General features: G+C 59.6%; 9 protein-coding genes. 3 read left to right on the top strand and 6 right to left on the bottom strand.

Annotated features, from left to right (window positions below; translation table 11 throughout):
• Nucleotides 1-548: 548 nt before the first annotated feature.
• The 4 genes from JIN84_RS07665 to JIN84_RS07650 form a co-directional block, all read right to left on the bottom strand.
• On the bottom strand, nt 549-2,825 hold the full coding sequence (locus JIN84_RS07665) for a choice-of-anchor Q domain-containing protein (RefSeq protein WP_200350446.1): 2,277 nt from the start codon (nt 2,823-2,825) through the stop codon (nt 549-551).
• 98 nt (nt 2,826-2,923) lie between these two features.
• Nucleotides 2,924-5,236 carry a protein kinase domain-containing protein gene (locus tag JIN84_RS07660; RefSeq protein ID WP_200350445.1) on the bottom strand — a complete coding sequence of 771 codons (2,313 nt, stop codon included), beginning with the start codon at nt 5,234-5,236 and terminating at the stop codon, nt 2,924-2,926.
• Nucleotides 5,237-5,266: 30 nt separating this feature from the next.
• Nucleotides 5,267-6,007 carry an RNA polymerase sigma factor gene (locus JIN84_RS07655; protein WP_200350444.1) on the bottom strand — a complete coding sequence of 247 codons (741 nt, stop codon included), beginning with the start codon at nt 6,005-6,007 and terminating at the stop codon, nt 5,267-5,269.
• 238 nt (nt 6,008-6,245) lie between these two features.
• Nucleotides 6,246-6,737, bottom strand: coding sequence for a redoxin domain-containing protein (locus JIN84_RS07650; RefSeq protein WP_200350443.1), 492 nt, complete (start codon nt 6,735-6,737; stop codon nt 6,246-6,248).
• 54 nt (nt 6,738-6,791) lie between these two features.
• On the opposite strand from JIN84_RS07650, the gene JIN84_RS07645 reads away from it, so the two are divergent.
• A complete protein-coding gene (locus JIN84_RS07645) occupies nt 6,792-8,051 on the top strand; it encodes a valine--pyruvate transaminase (protein ID WP_200350442.1) in 1,260 nt (419 codons plus the stop codon).
• 70 nt (nt 8,052-8,121) lie between these two features.
• On the opposite strand, the gene JIN84_RS07640 is transcribed toward JIN84_RS07645, so the two are convergent.
• Nucleotides 8,122-10,236: a hypothetical protein gene (locus tag JIN84_RS07640; protein ID WP_200350441.1), complete on the bottom strand. Its 2,115-nt coding sequence runs from the start codon at nt 10,234-10,236 to the stop codon at nt 8,122-8,124.
• A gap of 56 nt (nt 10,237-10,292) precedes the next feature.
• Nucleotides 10,293-11,900, bottom strand: coding sequence for an RNA repair transcriptional activator RtcR (gene rtcR, locus JIN84_RS07635; RefSeq protein ID WP_200350440.1), 1,608 nt, complete (start codon nt 11,898-11,900; stop codon nt 10,293-10,295).
• Between the two features lie 186 nt (nt 11,901-12,086).
• Here rtcR and JIN84_RS07630 point away from each other — a divergent pair, with 186 nt between their 5' ends.
• Nucleotides 12,087-13,661 (top strand): vWA domain-containing protein, encoded by a 1,575-nt coding sequence (locus JIN84_RS07630; RefSeq protein ID WP_200350439.1) that lies wholly within the window; start codon nt 12,087-12,089, stop codon nt 13,659-13,661.
• 773 nt (nt 13,662-14,434) lie between these two features.
• On the top strand, nt 14,435-14,752 hold the full coding sequence (locus tag JIN84_RS07625; protein ID WP_200350438.1) for a hypothetical protein: 318 nt from the start codon (nt 14,435-14,437) through the stop codon (nt 14,750-14,752).
• Nucleotide 14,753: the final 1 nt, after the last annotated feature.

Here is a 14,753-nt window from a genome sequence, read left to right as displayed (position 1 = left end):
AAAAGGGAGCCGGGCTCTTTTTTTGTGCGGGGGGAGGAGAGAGGGAAGGGTGGAAAGGGTGGAAAGGATCGTGGAGAGAGGAGGAGCATAACCGGCGGAGCACAACCGGGGTAGAAGGGACAAAACGGGGGGGAAGAAACAACCGGACGTGGGGACCACACCGACAGGACTTGGGATTAAAGCGTTTCGCGAAATACCGGCAGGGGAATAATCTGGTAAATCCAGAACAACCGCACTCGGGATTATTTACACAAACAAAGCCGCCGGGAATATCCCGGCGGCTTTGTTTATCCCGGCGGCTTTGTTGTTACGCAAACCCGGAACCCCGCGCCCGGGCCTCGGCGTTGGCCAGGCTTCAGACTTCCTGCAGGAGAACATTTTCCAACCGGAAGTTCGGCAGATCGTCGGAGTTTCCACCCGACAATGCGGGCTTTTCAAAATTCGCAATGCCTTTTCCTCCATTCCATGGCGGTGACACTATTCTCAAAACAAACCAAAACAAAGTTATGTGGTAGACTTCAGCTCACCTGCCAAATTCCAAAAACTCCTTATTTGGATTCCACGCGAAGCCTGTAAAACTGCCGTGGGAGGGATGGATTGAATCCTGCGATGATCACGGAAGGTGAGTTTTCCGGTCCGGTTTCCATCACCGAAATTCCGGGGGCCAAGGCTTGGCAGGCCATTCCATCCACGCTGCTTGCAACGTTCTCCCATGGTCCGGCCAACGAACCGGCAGCCTGTACCGTCATAATGGTTCCCGGGCGATCGGGGTATCTTGTCAGCGTGAATTGAGCGGGAATGCCGGCACCACCGGTGAATTCCGGCAATGAAACCCCTCCGCCAGCCGTAGATACGGGATCTCCATGGAGCGCGTATTCAACGAGGTTCGGAATGCCGTTGTGGTTGGGGTCCGCCTGATCGGACGCGTTTCCGGTATTGCCCGTGACCCCGAAGTAACGATAGCGCCATCCGGTGATGGCCGGACTGTTCCATTCGAATGCGCCGATATCGCTGTCATCTCCACCGGGGGCATTGGGAATGCCGGGGCTGTCCCAAACACGGGCCAGACCACGCTGATCCAGAACATTGGAAGTACTGTCCGACGGACTTGCGGTGGCTTTTCCGGAGTCGATGGCAGCGCTGCCGGCCATCAGCGCGATCGTGGGTGTGGTGCCGCCGTTATCCTGAAGCACGGGCACGGGCAGGCCGTTTTCTCCAATGATTGAGGAAAGGCCGGTGGGCGTTTCCAACTTATCTCCGGTCTGGTTGAGAAAAGCTCCGGTATCGTCATCGCAGAGATTGTATCCTCCGGAAACATTGCTGCCGCGGGTGACAAGCAGATTTCCCCCTTCCTGTGCGGGCAGTCCGACCAGCGTGCCGGTCAGCTTCAGGCTGACCGTGGTTTGATCCTGGTTAAGCTGCGGCTTGATGCTGGAAATTCCCGCACCGCCGCCGCCGGCAAAATTGCCTGCGATTGTGCTGCCGGACACCGTGACCGCGGTCTCATCTCCTTCATAAGGAAAAGCGTCAAGCTGGTTGGCGATTCCTCCGCCCCGCAGCAGGGCCTTGTTGAGAGCGATGGTGCAGTTGCTCAATACGAGGGCGGCCTTGCCTTGGTAGGCGAAATTGGAAATCCCCGCGCCGGATCCATCCGCTTCATTGTTGTGAACGACACATTGGCTGAGCGACAACTCGGACCGACCCAGCCACCCGCTGTTGCAAAGACCTCCTCCGGAAACTCTGGATGTGTTGCCGCTGACGACGCAGCCGCGCAAGGTCATCACACTTCGCTGGCCATTCGAACCCGATCCGCCATTAAGAATTCCTCCTCCCCCTCCATCACCGGCAGTCCCTCTGGCTGAGGAGGTGTGGGCGTTGCCGGCAACCGTGCAATCCGTGAGAACCATGGTGGTGGGTGGCAGTTCCGCGCTTCCCATACCACTGTTCCAGATCCCGCCTCCTCCTTCGAAGCCGGCGGAGGTATTACCAGTGACGGAGCAATGGCTCAGCTCCGTCCTGACCACGGCGGCGATTCCAAAACTGCTGATACCGCCGCCGTTGCCTTGGCTGGAGTTCCCGCTGATCGTGCAATTGCTGGCAATCAGGGTGGAAGTGTTGTCGTTCAAGGCATGATTCCAGATGCCACCACCTTGGCCGAATGGAGAGGAATTGCCGGTGATGGCGCAGCCTTCGAGGGTAAGGATGGCGTTGCGGTTTTCCGCATAATTGAAAATCCCGCCGCCGCCATCGGATACGGACGAGGTGTTGCCGGTGACGGAGCAATCCCGCAAGGTGAGGGAGCTGTCATGATTGAGGACCGCGCCTCCCCGCGTCCTGGCGAGATCGGCCAGAGGCGGTTGATCGGTCCCGGTCGGGTCCTTGCCGTCACCGTTTCCCCCGGTCATGGTCAGACCGGATATCCGGACTTGGAGCGGAACATCAGGAGCGCCCCCGATGTAGAGGACCCGGCTTTTGCCGTCCGCGTCAATGGCCAGCTTGTCCGCCCCCGGACCGGTGATGGTCGCGTTGTTCCGGATGACCAGTTCGCTGCCGTTGAGCGTGATTTTTCCGGTGAGGCCAGGTGCGAAGACAATGGTGTGCGTCTGGCCCTGAGCCGAGTCGTTGACCCGTCGCAGGCAGTAACGCAGGTCGCCAACTCCGTTCGCCCCGGCTCCCTGACCGCCATTGATGGTGTCGACGAGGGTATTCACCGTAAAGGTGGCCGCCCACAGAGGGGAACCCGCAAGTGCGAGGATCGCGGCTGAAAGACCATGGCGGAGGACCGGACCAGAGGCCGGAAATGAGAATGGATGGGGAGTGTTCATAGGAGTGAATGCCGGGATCCCGGGCTGACATACCTATTCTAAGGAACGCTCCATCCCCGCGTTGCGGAGTGCGGGCAAAAATTTTCCCGATGCTCCAGCTACTCGGGAAACTCCGGCGGAGGTGCGTCGGCATCCCGGCCAGCCCACAGGTTCACAGCCATATCCCCGCCGCCCGGAGCGGAGGAAAAACCGTCCATGCGGTCCAGAGCCGGGCTCAGGGTAAAGTCGGCACCCGAGTCCGGATTGTAAACGGCGGGGTCTCCTTTGAATTGCATATGGATCCGGTTTGGTGCGAAAGCCCACCATCGTCCGGCGTCCACCCCATCCTGCTCCAGAACGCCCCGGTTCTTGAACCGAAGGGTGGTCGCCTTGGAGGAGGATCCGGCAAGGCCGGTCCGCAGGTGCCACTTGCCGGCCATCAAAGAGGCCCTGACCGGCCGGAGCATGGCCTCGCGGCTGGCCATGGCTTCGGCTTCCCGCCCTGGCACCTGCTTCAGCGGAGTCAGGAGGATGTCCTTATACAGCATTTCTCCCCGGACCAACCCTTGGTTGTCACCCATCAGGGATACCTCCAGCCCTAGTTTTCCTGATCGCGGCAAACCTTCCGCAGTGTCCCGGAAGGACGCGGTCAGCCGATGGTTGATAAAAACGGAGATGTTTCCTCCGATACAGACGAGGCGGCAGTGATTCCATAGGTCCTCACGCAGCCGGTTTTTCAACAAGTCGGGGCGGACAAAACCGGAGGTTCTGACAGCAGGTGGACCGCCCTCCGGTCCTCCGACCAGACTGCCCTTCTGACCTTGGGACGCGAGGTAGCGTCTTCCATCACTGTCCCAGAGGGCGCCGGTGATCTCTTTGATGCTGGCCAGATCCACCTGACACCCCCGGAGCACCGAATTCCAGTCCTCGGTGACCGTGGACCGGAATTCGATTCCTCCATTGCTCGCCATGCGGTAACCGGTCCGTGCTCCGAAGCTGCAGACCAGTTCGAAATCGGAAACGTCGCTTTCCTGCCAGATCAGACAGGTGTTGCTGAGCCCGGGCTCGGCGGGCATGCGGCCCACGATCATGCCGTTCTCCACCGTCCAGTGACCGCCACGTCCACTCCAGCCGGACAGGTCCTTCCCATTGAACAAGATCCGTGTGGTGCCCCGGAGCAGTTCCGAAGAAAGTGGATCGTCCATGTTCTCCAACGGTTGGTCTGACGGTGGCCCAAGGGAAAGATCTCCAGAAGGCACCAAAGCCGAGGGTGGCGGAAAAATCTCAGCTGTCGGCAGCGCTGGAAAACCGGAACTGCTGGTGGCGATGGTGTTTTCCGGAGAGGCCATAGTGTCACCGCTGGAGACATGAGGCCTTCCGGAATCTGGAAATGAATCAGCATGCCGCCATACAAATGCACATGCCATCACGGCGGCGGCCGCAAGACCCGCCGCCATCCATCCACGATGTGGAATCCTGCTGCCTGAGTCCGATTTTCCGTCCGCCCGGGCAACGGTTCCGGGGGAGTTCCGGACGTGAGCGAGGTCGCGCTTCATCTCCACCGCACTTTGATAACGAAGATCAGGATTTTCCTCAGTCGCCCGCCGGATCACGGCGGCATAGGGTGGTTCTCCGGACAAAGGCTCCGTTCCGAGAAGCATTTCCCTGAGCATCACGCCAACCGAATAAAGGTCGGACCGGTTGTCGAACCGTCCTGTCTTCAACACCTCCGGAGCCACGTAGCCCGGAGTGCCCATGCGGGTGCCGGTGTGGGCAGGGTTCCCTACTTCCGACAGTTTTGATTCGGGAAGAATGTTTCCGGACGCCCCTTGCTCTCCCATCAGGCGGGCCAGACCGAAATCCGCCAGCTTCACCTGGCCATCCGCCCGCCGCAGCACGTTGGCTGGCTTGATATCCCGGTGAATGACCTGGCGCGCGTGGGCATATTCCAGCGCGTCGCAAATCTGGATGGCGAGCTCCACCGCCACTCCGGGCTCCAGAGGGCCCGCGGCCATGAGCCGAGACAGATCCGGGCCATCCACCAGCTCCATCACGAAAAACAGATGTCCCACCGGAGTTTTTCCGAAGTCATGGACAGTGACGATGTTGGGATGTTGCAGGCAGGCCAGCGTCCGGGCTTCCCGCTCGAAGCGTGCGGAAAAGTTTGCCTCCTCCGCCAGCTCCACCGGCAGCAGCTTGATGGCGATCGGCCGGTCGAGCCCGGGGTGATGCGCCTCGTAAACCGCGCCCATGCCTCCCCGGCCAATGAATGCCGAGAACCGGTATTGGGGCAGCAGGCTTGCCAAGGTGTCGGCCTCCGGAGGCTGCCAGCCGACCATGGGGTGGAGCTGCCTCAATGCCTCATCGAAGATGCCACGGGCATCCGGTGCCTGGGGCGGACTTGCTGGATCATGGGAGGATGCGGTGTCCACGGGAGTAAGGAGGAGGTGGGCGGAGCCTAGTCATAGATATTCGCGCAGGGCTGCCAGCTCTTCGCGGATCTCCTCCGGGGTGGGATCGGCCAGCGTGGTCTTCACCTGGATGATGACAGCCTCCGGCAGCTTTTTACGGAGACGGTGCACGTGACTGCGGAGCGTGTCCGCGGACATCCCGAACCGCCCGGCGAGAGATTCAAAGGATGCGGCAGGTCCGGAACGGGAATCCAGATGCGGGAGCAGGGCGTCGAAAAGAGCCTCGTCCAAGCCGGGGAATCGTTTTCGGAAATTCCCGCCCAGTTGCATGAGCGCCGCATCCAAGGTGCTCAAGGCCCAGTTGCGATCGTATTCCCGATCCGGCGGCAGGAACTCCATGCCTTCGGAATGCCAGAAGTGTCGGCCATCTCCGTGCTCTGGTGGCGGCGGGCTTCCCCCGCGTTTTGCCGCTGTTTCCCGGTCGTGGTGATCGTTCAGGAAACGCTTCAGACATTTGAGCAGGTAGGATCGCAGCCTGCCTTTCCCGGGATCGGCGCGTGAAAGGGCGTCCTTGCGCAGAAGCATGGCGAAGAATCCCTGGGCCAGATCCTCAGCATCCTCATGGCTGCGGCCCATGCCCCGGAGAAAGTGGAATACGGGCTGCCAGTAGGTTTCGCACAGGGAAGCCAGCGCCTCATCCCTTGCGGCCTGGTCATCCTCCTTGAGAAGTTGTATCGCGGACCAAGCGGTTGTCGGGAAAGAACCCTGCCGGGCATTGGGATTGCGTATCATGACTGGCTGATCGGTCTGGAGATCCCCTTGGAGGGATAAGCGGAATGAATCACGTGGCGCCGCATTCAAGCCGACACCGGAAATTTTTCAAGGATCGTTCCAACAACTCCCGTTGCCTCACAAACGAAGGTACTCCGAAAGGTCACCACGGGGCGGTCGGGCACAATCGCGGAACTTGAATAAAAAAAGCCGCCGGAGAGTGTCCCGGCGGCTCTTCTTGAATTTGGAAACAGGATGTTCAGAGCGAACCCAGAGCGGTTTTGATCGCGCCGAAGTCCGGAAGGTCGCTTGGGGATTCGAGCACTTCCACGTGGCGCACCACTCCCTCCTTGTCGATGACGAACACGGAGCGTTTCGCCACTCCACCCATGATCAGGTTCTTGGATGGCAGGAACTGCTCGTAGGCCACGCCGTATGACTTCGCCACGGCGTGTTCGTAGTCGCTGAGGAGGCTGATGGTGATGCCTTCTTTTTGCGCCCATGCTTCTTGTGCGAAAGGGTTGTCTCCGGAGATGCCGAGCACCTTGGCATCGAGCGTGTCATATTCCGAAATGCTGTTGGAGATCTCACACAGCTCCGTGGTGCAGCCGCCGGTGAAGGCCATTGGCACGAAAAGCAGCACGATGTTGGACTTGCCGATGAGTTCGCTCAATGTGACCAGCTCCGGGCCATTCGCGGTTTTACTGACAAGGGTGAAATCCGGGGCTTTGTCGCCGACTTTGATGGACATGGTTGTTTGGTTGGTTTGGAGTGAGGCCGACACTATAGAACGCAGTCATCGAAGATGTCATACGAATTTTCAGAATTTGGACGCCACCTCGGCTGTGGCAGCGGGATCGAGGAACTGATGGATGACCTCGGGCACGCCATCGCCAGCGGAGGGCCGGATCTCAAGATGCTGGGCGGCGGCCAACCCGCCCGCATTCCCGAAATGAACGCGGTCTGGCGGCGGCGTTTGGAGGAGCTGATGGAGGAAGATGGCGGTCTGCAGCGCTCTCTCACCAGTTACGATCCTCCCCGTGGCAATCCGCATTTCCTCCAAGCCGTCGCCACATTGTTTCGCGAAACGTTCTGTTGGAAGCTCGGCCCGGAAAACGTCGCCGTCACCAGCGGCGGGCAAACGGCGTTTTATTTTCTCTTCAACCTGCTGGCAGGTAAAATGCCGGACGATTCACGCCGGAAGATCCTGCTTCCGCTCGTGCCCGAATACATCGGTTATGCGAACCAGGGTGTCGGTGGGGATTTGTTCCGGGCCGTTCCTCCGCTCATTGAAAAAACCGCGCCTCATGAGTTCAAATATCGGGTCGACTTTGACGCGCTCGAAGTCACGCCGGACATCGCGGCGATCTGCGTGTCCCGACCCACAAATCCCACGGGAAATGTTCTGACAGATGAGGAAATCGCCCGCCTCTCCTCCATCGCGAAGGAGAACAACATCCCTCTCATCATCGACAACGCCTACGGAGCTCCCTTTCCCGGCATCATCTTCGCGGATGCCACGCCGTTTTGGGACACGCATGTGGTGCTCACCTACAGTTTGTCAAAAATCGGCCTGCCCGGGACGCGCACCGGCATCGTCATCGGTCCTCCGGAACTCATCCGGGCGCTTGGCTCGATGAGTGCGATCGCGGGCCTGTCGAATCCGAACATCGGCCAGCAGATCACCCTGCCATTGATTCGTTCGGGAGAAATCCTGTCATTGAGCCGCGAGGTGGTCAGGCCGTTTTACCAGGAGAAATGCAACCTTGCCAGACAAGCGGCGGTGGATGCGTTTGGCGATGACATCGAGTGGTACATGCACCGCAGCGAAGGTGCCCTGTTCCTGTGGTTCTGGTTTCCACAGTTGAAGATCACCTCCCAGGAACTTTACGAGCGCTTGAAGAAGCGTGAGGTCCTGGTCATCCCGGGACAGCACTTTTTCTTCGGACTTGATGATGAGGGGTGGCCCCACCGTCACCAATGCATCCGCGTTTCCTATGCCATGGATGAGGCGGTCGTGAGGGCCGGGTTGCGGATCATCGCGGAAGAAGTCCGGGGGGCATAGGGCGGCGCAAGGGATTTTGGCGGGATGCCACCGACCGATGGGCGTATGGCTCCCATTGGCGGGACTGGCGTCATTCCAGCTCTTTCGCCAAGCTCTCCCGTTCCTTCTCGGAAAGGTTCGCCGCGTCGAATGTCGCCCTCGCCGCCTGCAAGTCCGACCTGCGCCATGACTTCAGGGTCTGCCGCAGCTCGTTGATCCTCTGATTTTCATCGCTGATCGAGGCCGCCCACGAAAAAGCGGTGTCGGGATCGGTATTCCGCACCTGATTCACCAGCGGCTGGATCGCAGCATCACGGGAACTGCCGGCTTCCAGCGTGCCGAGCCATTGTGCGGCGGCCACGGCATCATATTGGCTCCAAGCGCGGGAAACCGCCTGCAGTCCTTCGTCACGCGATGGTCCGTTTGGCAGCGATGCCGCCCATCGGGATGCCGCTGCCGGATCATCGTCCGCCCATTGACCCGCCAGGTTGCCGGCGGATGATGCGAGGTTCTGACCCATACCGTCCGGAGGCGAGGCGATGATCGCGGCGAGCTGCCTGCTTGCCGTTTCCGGATTGTCCCTTGCCAAAGCTGGAAGGACCGCGGCAAGCGCCCGCGCTTTTTCCACACCTGTGAGACTGTCGGCCCATGATTTCGCCGCTTCCGGATCGCTCTGGCTCCAGGAGCCGGCCACATTGTCCAGTGCTTCAAGACGGCCTTGGCCGGACGGGAGCTTTTTCCATCCCTCCGCCGCCGCTTCCGGATCCTCACGGCTCCAATTTTGGAAAAGTCCCCGCACCGCCGCCGCCTGTTCCTGTGGATTGGTGAGGGAGGTCGCGAATTCGAAAGCCTTTTTCGCATTCGTGTTCGAATACTGCGCGAGCATCTGCGAAAGGGTCTGGGTGCTTCGCTGCGCCTCGGGAAGTTCGAGGAAATACTTTTCGGCCGCCGCCGGGTCCGAGGAGACCAGTCCGCGCAGGACCGCGCCGGATGTGTCGATCTTCTCCCGGTCGGTGAGTTTTCCGATCTGCTCCTTCAACAGCTCGGGTGACGACCACGCCGCGTTGTACATCTGGTTCCCCAGGTTTTCGCGCCTCGTGGCAGGATCCTTGACCTGGTCGATCACCTCGAAGGCAAGGCGGGTGTCATTCCAGCTCAAGCTGTTCAAAAAGTTGTCCGTTCCGATGCGCAGGTCCGACTTGCTGCCCAGCGTTGTCAGCATCGACATCGCTTTTTTCGGATCCTCGTCCGCCACGATTTCGAGAATCGATCCGAAGATCCGGCCGCGCAAATGTCCGGGTTCGCCCTTCAGCTGCTCCCATGCCTTCGCCGGATCATCCCGGGCGATCACCTTGTAAACCTCGGACGCCGAGTTCGACTTGCGGTCACCCGTGAGCGTCTTCGCCCATTTCAGCGCCGCCGCCGGGTCCTTCTGTGCCCAACTGGCCGCGAGCTGGCCGGCGCTGTAATCACCCACGCGATCCGGCGGCATCGACTCCAGCCGCTTCGCCGCGGCCAGGGGATCCTTCTTTGCCCAGCTTGAGAATATTTCCGCGGTGTAGTAATCGCCGAAGGCCCCGGGGCTGGCTTCCTTTTCCAACAGATCGCAAGCGGCGGCCGGGTCCTTGTCTGACAAGGCGGAGACCAGCGCCATGCCCGCCGTCTCGCGGATCTCGCCTTTCGGCAGTTTTTCAAACTCCGACATCGCCCGGTCCGGATCGACTTTTCCGAGCGCGGCGAAACAGCTTCCCGCCGCATTCTTCTGGAAGGAACGGGACTTGCAGGAATCGACAAAAGCGAGCGCCGCGGTGGGATCGACCGCCGTCCAGCGCTCGAAGAGGGCGCCCATCAGCATGTAGCTGTCGGAATCGTAGCGGTTCGGATTCTCCTTCGCCTCCTTCTGGATCATCTCCACCAGGGCGGGGATCTCCGCCGAAGAAAGCGAATTCACCGCCAGCGTCACCCGTGCGGATGCGACCGAGCGTCCCTGCCGCCTGAACAGCTCATGAAGATCCTCCATCGAGGAAAGCGAGAATCCCTGGCCTCCGAAGGGGTCGTTTCTGGGACTGCGGATGGCGGCGCGGGTATCACGCGGGCGGCTTTCCTCGGTCGCCGGCCCCGGCTGCGGAGGCTGTCCCTGCCTGCCTGTCAGGTAGCCCGCCCCGAGCGCGACCGGCAACAACAACCACTGTGGAGACCATTTCATAATCCACTGCTTCTAAGCACAGAATGGAGGGACGTCACGGGAAATCGGAAGGATCTCTAACAGCGCAGGCTCTCGAATTTCAGTTCGAACTTCGCGAGGTATTTTTTCAAACGATCCGCGTCATTGGTGACGCTTCTCTTGTTTCGAGATATGGCAAAAATCTCCCGTCCGGCTTCCGAGAGGGTCTTCACACGCCGGCATACCTCCACCACATAGGTGAGCTGGACCCGGTCGAAGGGGTCGATGCCATCCAACTGTTCAGCGTTCATGACGGCCTTGAGATCAACGGCGGCTTCACGCCCTTGGGCTCCCGGGCGATGCCAGTTCTCCCGCAATCTCTGGATCTCCTCCTCCACTTCCTCCACCCGGATGCGTCCCCGTGGGGCGAGAGTGGCCATGCGGGTGACCGCCGCATTCAGATCGCGGAAGTTTCCGCTCCAGCGTGAGTCGGGAGCTTCGGCGAATTTCAGGAAAGCCAGCTTCGCCTCCTTGTTGAAGCTCACCTCCCGCCCGGTCGACCGGCGGTGGCGGTCGAGTTCGTATTCCAGATTCGGGGCGATGTCCTCCCGGCGTTGTGCGAGCGCGGGCAGCGCGAAGGTCCAGAGGTGGATGCGGGCCAGCAGGTCTTCACGGAAACGTCCGGTCACCACGGCTTCGCGCAGGTCGCGGTTCGTCCCCGCGATAAGTTGGAAATCGCTCTTCACCGGCTTGTCCGAACCCACCGGCAGGAAGGTCTTGTCCTCCAGCGCCCGCAACAACATCGCCTGCTCGTCCGTTCCGAGTTCACCGATCTCATCGAGGAACAGCAGCCCGCCATCCGCCTCGCGCAACAGTCCCGGCCTGTCCTTCTGTGCTCCGGTGAATGATCCGCGGGTGTGGCCGAACAATGCCGATGCCGCGGTGTCTCCGGTAAGGGTGGCGCAGTTCACCTCCACGAAATTCCCGCGCAAGCCGCCGCGTTGTTTCCGTAGTTCATAGATCCGCCGGGCGAGGTGGGATTTCCCGGCGCCGGTCGGGCCGGTCAGGAGCACCGGTGCCTGTGACCGGAGGGCGACCTGCTCGATGCGTTCGATGAGCCGGTTGAATCCGGCGTTCCGCGTCGCGATGCCGCTTTTCAGGAAGTCCGTTACCTCGACATGTTCCTTTTGAAATCGGGTGCTGAGCTGGTCGTACTTCGACAGGTCCAGGTCGATCACCGAATACCTTGGTTCGGGCTTCTTCTGCCGTGAAAGCGCCGATGGCGGCGGAGAACTCTGGATCAGTTTTCCCGGCAGGGTGCCCGCCTCGTTCAACAGGAAGAGAGAGATCTGCGCGATGTGCGTGCCTGTCGTGATGTGGATGAAGTATTCTTCATTGTCGCGATCGAATGTGTAGCCGCGCGCCCAATCATGCAGCGTGGCATAGACCGTCTCCAGATCCCAGGGATCGTTGCCGTAGCTCACCGTGTGCAGCCGTGTCTCTGTCTCGGGTGAGACCTGCCGGACATCGTCGAGAACCTGTTGGGAGATCCTCGCGAAGTTCGACTCCGCCAATAGTTCCAGCCGGTCCCACAGCAGATCCTGATGCTGGAAGAGCGAAACCGTGGGTCGCCAGAAATCCCAACGCGCCACGTCCGTGCCGCTGTCTGTCTTTGTTCCAATTAATCCGATCAGAACTCGCTTCATGGATATAAAACTAGCTTAAAAGATATAAATGTGGCAAATGAATTCGCTGTCGTTGCCATTGCGTAAAAATATCAGGCGAAAATAACATTGATAATAAATATGTTATGCGTTATTTTTTGAGATGGTGAAAATCTGGTACGGGGCATGCCAATAGGAAATCGTTCGAACGATACCGAACGAATCCAAATGGCTAACAAGACCCTTTTCCAAACCCTCCGTGGCGCGCTCATCCCTGTGACTACCACCGTCAACGATGCAGGAGCGCCCGCCTACGAACTGTCTCCAAAGGCGGCTCTGGCCCGGCTCGCCGCCACCGGGTGCCTGACGAGGACCTATTATGCCTCCGCGGGATCCCAACTCGACCTCGTGTTGGATCTCGCCAACAAAGTGGATGTCGATTTCCTCGCCCAGACCGCGCTTTATGCCCGCCGGAAGGGATTCATGAAGGACATGCCAGCCCTGCTCTGCGCCGTGCTCGCGACACGCGATCTGGATCGGCTCATCGAGATTTTCCCCCAGGTCATCGATAACGGGAAAATGCTGCGGAACTTCGTACAGATCCTCCGTTCCGGAGTCACCGGGCGCAAATCGCTCGGTTCCGCCCCGAAGCGCCTCGTCCGTAAATGGCTCGAGCGTGCCACGGAGCGCCAGCTCATCCAGGCGACCGTCGGCAATGATCCTTCTCTGGCCGATGTGGTGAAGATGGTGCATCCCCGCCCTTCAGACTCCACCCGTGAGGCGTTCTACGCCTGGTTGGTGGGCAAGCCTTGGGACGAGGCCGCGCTGCCTGAAACACTCCGCGCCTTCGAAGCATGGAAGACTTCCCGTGAGGGCGAGGTGCCGGACGTCCCGTTCCAAATGCTCACCGCACAGGATCTGGGAGAAAAGGAATGGACTTCCATCGCAAGCAACGCCTCATGGCAGACCACGCGGATGAACCTCAACACCTTCGCCCGTCATGGCGTGCTCCGTGATGAGGAGATGGTGAAGCGGCTCGCCGCCCGTCTGGCTGATCCCGACCAGGTCCGCCGCGCCCGGGTTTTCCCTTACCAGCTTCTGATCGCATTCATGAATGCGGGGGCCGAGGTGCCATGGGTTTTGAAGAACGCCTTGCAGGATGCGATGGAGACCGCCATCGGCAATGTCCCGAAGATCGAGGGGAAAGTCGTCATCTGTCCGGATGTCTCGGGTTCCATGCAATCGCCCGTCACAGGCTACCGCCAGGGTGGTAGCACGAAGGTCCGTTGCATCGATGTGGCCGCACTCGTCGCCGCCGCGTTTCTCCGGAAGAACCGTGAGGCCCGGGTGTTGCCGTTCGAGGTGAAGGTCGTGAAAGTGCCTCTCAATCCCCGTGACTCCGTCATGACCAATGCCACCGCCCTCGCGAAGATCGGCGGAGGAGGTACCAACTGCTCCGCCCCACTTGCCTTGCTGAACCAGGAAAAGGCCGTCCCCGATCTCGTGATTTTCGTTTCCGACAACGAATCATGGGCGGACCCGAAGGCTGGCCGTGGAACCTCGATGATGGCCGAGTGGGAAAAAATCAAGAACCGCAATCCGAAGGCGAAGCTCGTCTGCATCGACATCGTCCCGAACACCACCACCCAGGCCCCCGATCGCAAGGACATCCTCAACATCGCGGGTTTCAGCGACAGCGTCTTCGACCTTATCGCCAGCTTCGCCGCCGGGGCGGAGGGAGCTCATCACTGGATCAAGGAAATCGAACTTCAACCCCTCGCCAAACACATGAAAACCGCATGAACCTTTGTCAGCGCGGCGGATGCCGATGAGACTACAACGTTACAAACCGTCGGGTTGCGAAACCCATTCCTCTCATCATCCCTTGCCGCCGCGCTGACATCCCCCTCCTGCCGGATGCCTCAGGGACTACATGATGCCGCCAGATGTGGGTTCGAATCCCACTTCCGCAGATGCGGAATAGAGTAATGGCAACTCAACGGCCCGTCCCCGAACTACTTGTCGGCAGTTTCTTTGAAATCGCGAATGCCAGAAGGATTACATTGGTCGCCGGTTCGATCCCGGCCCTTGCGAAAGCAGGGTAGCTCAGTGGTAGAGCAATTATCGGATCCTTCCCTCTCTTGTCGCGGTTTCCAACCTTCATCGCTGGATGCCTGTGGGACTACAGGTGAGCGGGAGTTCAATTCCGCGAGTGGGTTCGATCCCCACGCCGGTCGCAAGACCGGAAATGTCTCACAATCCCTTGCCAGCGCCACCTTCCCGCGAATGCCCGGAAAGACTACATTGGGACCCATAGGTCGTCGGTTCGAATCCGACCCCGCGCAAGCGGGTAGCTCAGCCAGGATAGAGCGATGGAAATGTCTTTCGAATCCTTGCCGCGGGTTCTCTTTCAATCAACAAAACATCCAACCAACTGGCGAATGCCGGTGGAACTACATCATTTGAATGACCATGTCGCGGGTTCGAGTCCCGTCCGGACCACCATCGACGGCCCGGTAGCTCAGCGGTAGAGCGGGAATGTTTCACCAACTCCTTGTCGCCTCCTCCCATATCAAATGAAAGAAGACTTTCAAAAATCATTCCTTGAAGCAGATGTCGACCATGACCATTGCGTATTAACGGGAAATCGTCCCGGCTTGGGCCTGCTACGCGACGCAATCACCCGCCTGTTGGATGGCGGAGAGAAATCTGCATTGATAGATGAAGGACAGCTCGGCGTCGAACTCGTCGTGCTTAATGAGGAAACACCGGTTCAGCCAATTATCCCCGGCTGGAAGGAACGACTGCTCATTTACCTATACCTCATCGTTTTCTGCATCTTTCTAGCCGCAACAGTTTTCGGGTTTTACCACCTCATCAAACTTTTTATATAAT

This window comes from Luteolibacter yonseiensis, assembly GCF_016595465.1.
In the GTDB taxonomy this organism is placed as follows: Bacteria; Verrucomicrobiota; Verrucomicrobiia; order Verrucomicrobiales; family Akkermansiaceae; genus Luteolibacter; species Luteolibacter yonseiensis.
The sequence above is the reverse complement of the archived record's forward strand: the minus strand, read 5'-3'. Positions and strand labels throughout refer to the sequence as shown.

What these genes read in the sequence shown, in the direction of transcription:
- JIN84_RS07665 (WP_200350446.1), bottom strand. Translation starts at nt 2,825, where the DNA reads ATGAACACTCCCCATCCATTCTCATTTCCGGCCTCTGGTCCGGTCCTC.
- JIN84_RS07655 (WP_200350444.1), bottom strand. Translation starts at nt 6,007, where the DNA reads ATGATACGCAATCCCAATGCCCGGCAGGGTTCTTTCCCGACAACCGCT.
- JIN84_RS07650 (WP_200350443.1), bottom strand. Translation starts at nt 6,737, where the DNA reads ATGTCCATCAAAGTCGGCGACAAAGCCCCGGATTTCACCCTTGTCAGT.
- JIN84_RS07645 (WP_200350442.1), top strand. Translation starts at nt 6,792, where the DNA reads ATGTCATACGAATTTTCAGAATTTGGACGCCACCTCGGCTGTGGCAGC.
- JIN84_RS07640 (WP_200350441.1), bottom strand. Translation starts at nt 10,236, where the DNA reads ATGAAATGGTCTCCACAGTGGTTGTTGTTGCCGGTCGCGCTCGGGGCG.
- rtcR (WP_200350440.1), bottom strand. Translation starts at nt 11,900, where the DNA reads ATGAAGCGAGTTCTGATCGGATTAATTGGAACAAAGACAGACAGCGGC.
- JIN84_RS07630 (WP_200350439.1), top strand. Translation starts at nt 12,087, where the DNA reads ATGGCTAACAAGACCCTTTTCCAAACCCTCCGTGGCGCGCTCATCCCT.
- JIN84_RS07625 (WP_200350438.1), top strand. Translation starts at nt 14,435, where the DNA reads ATGAAAGAAGACTTTCAAAAATCATTCCTTGAAGCAGATGTCGACCAT.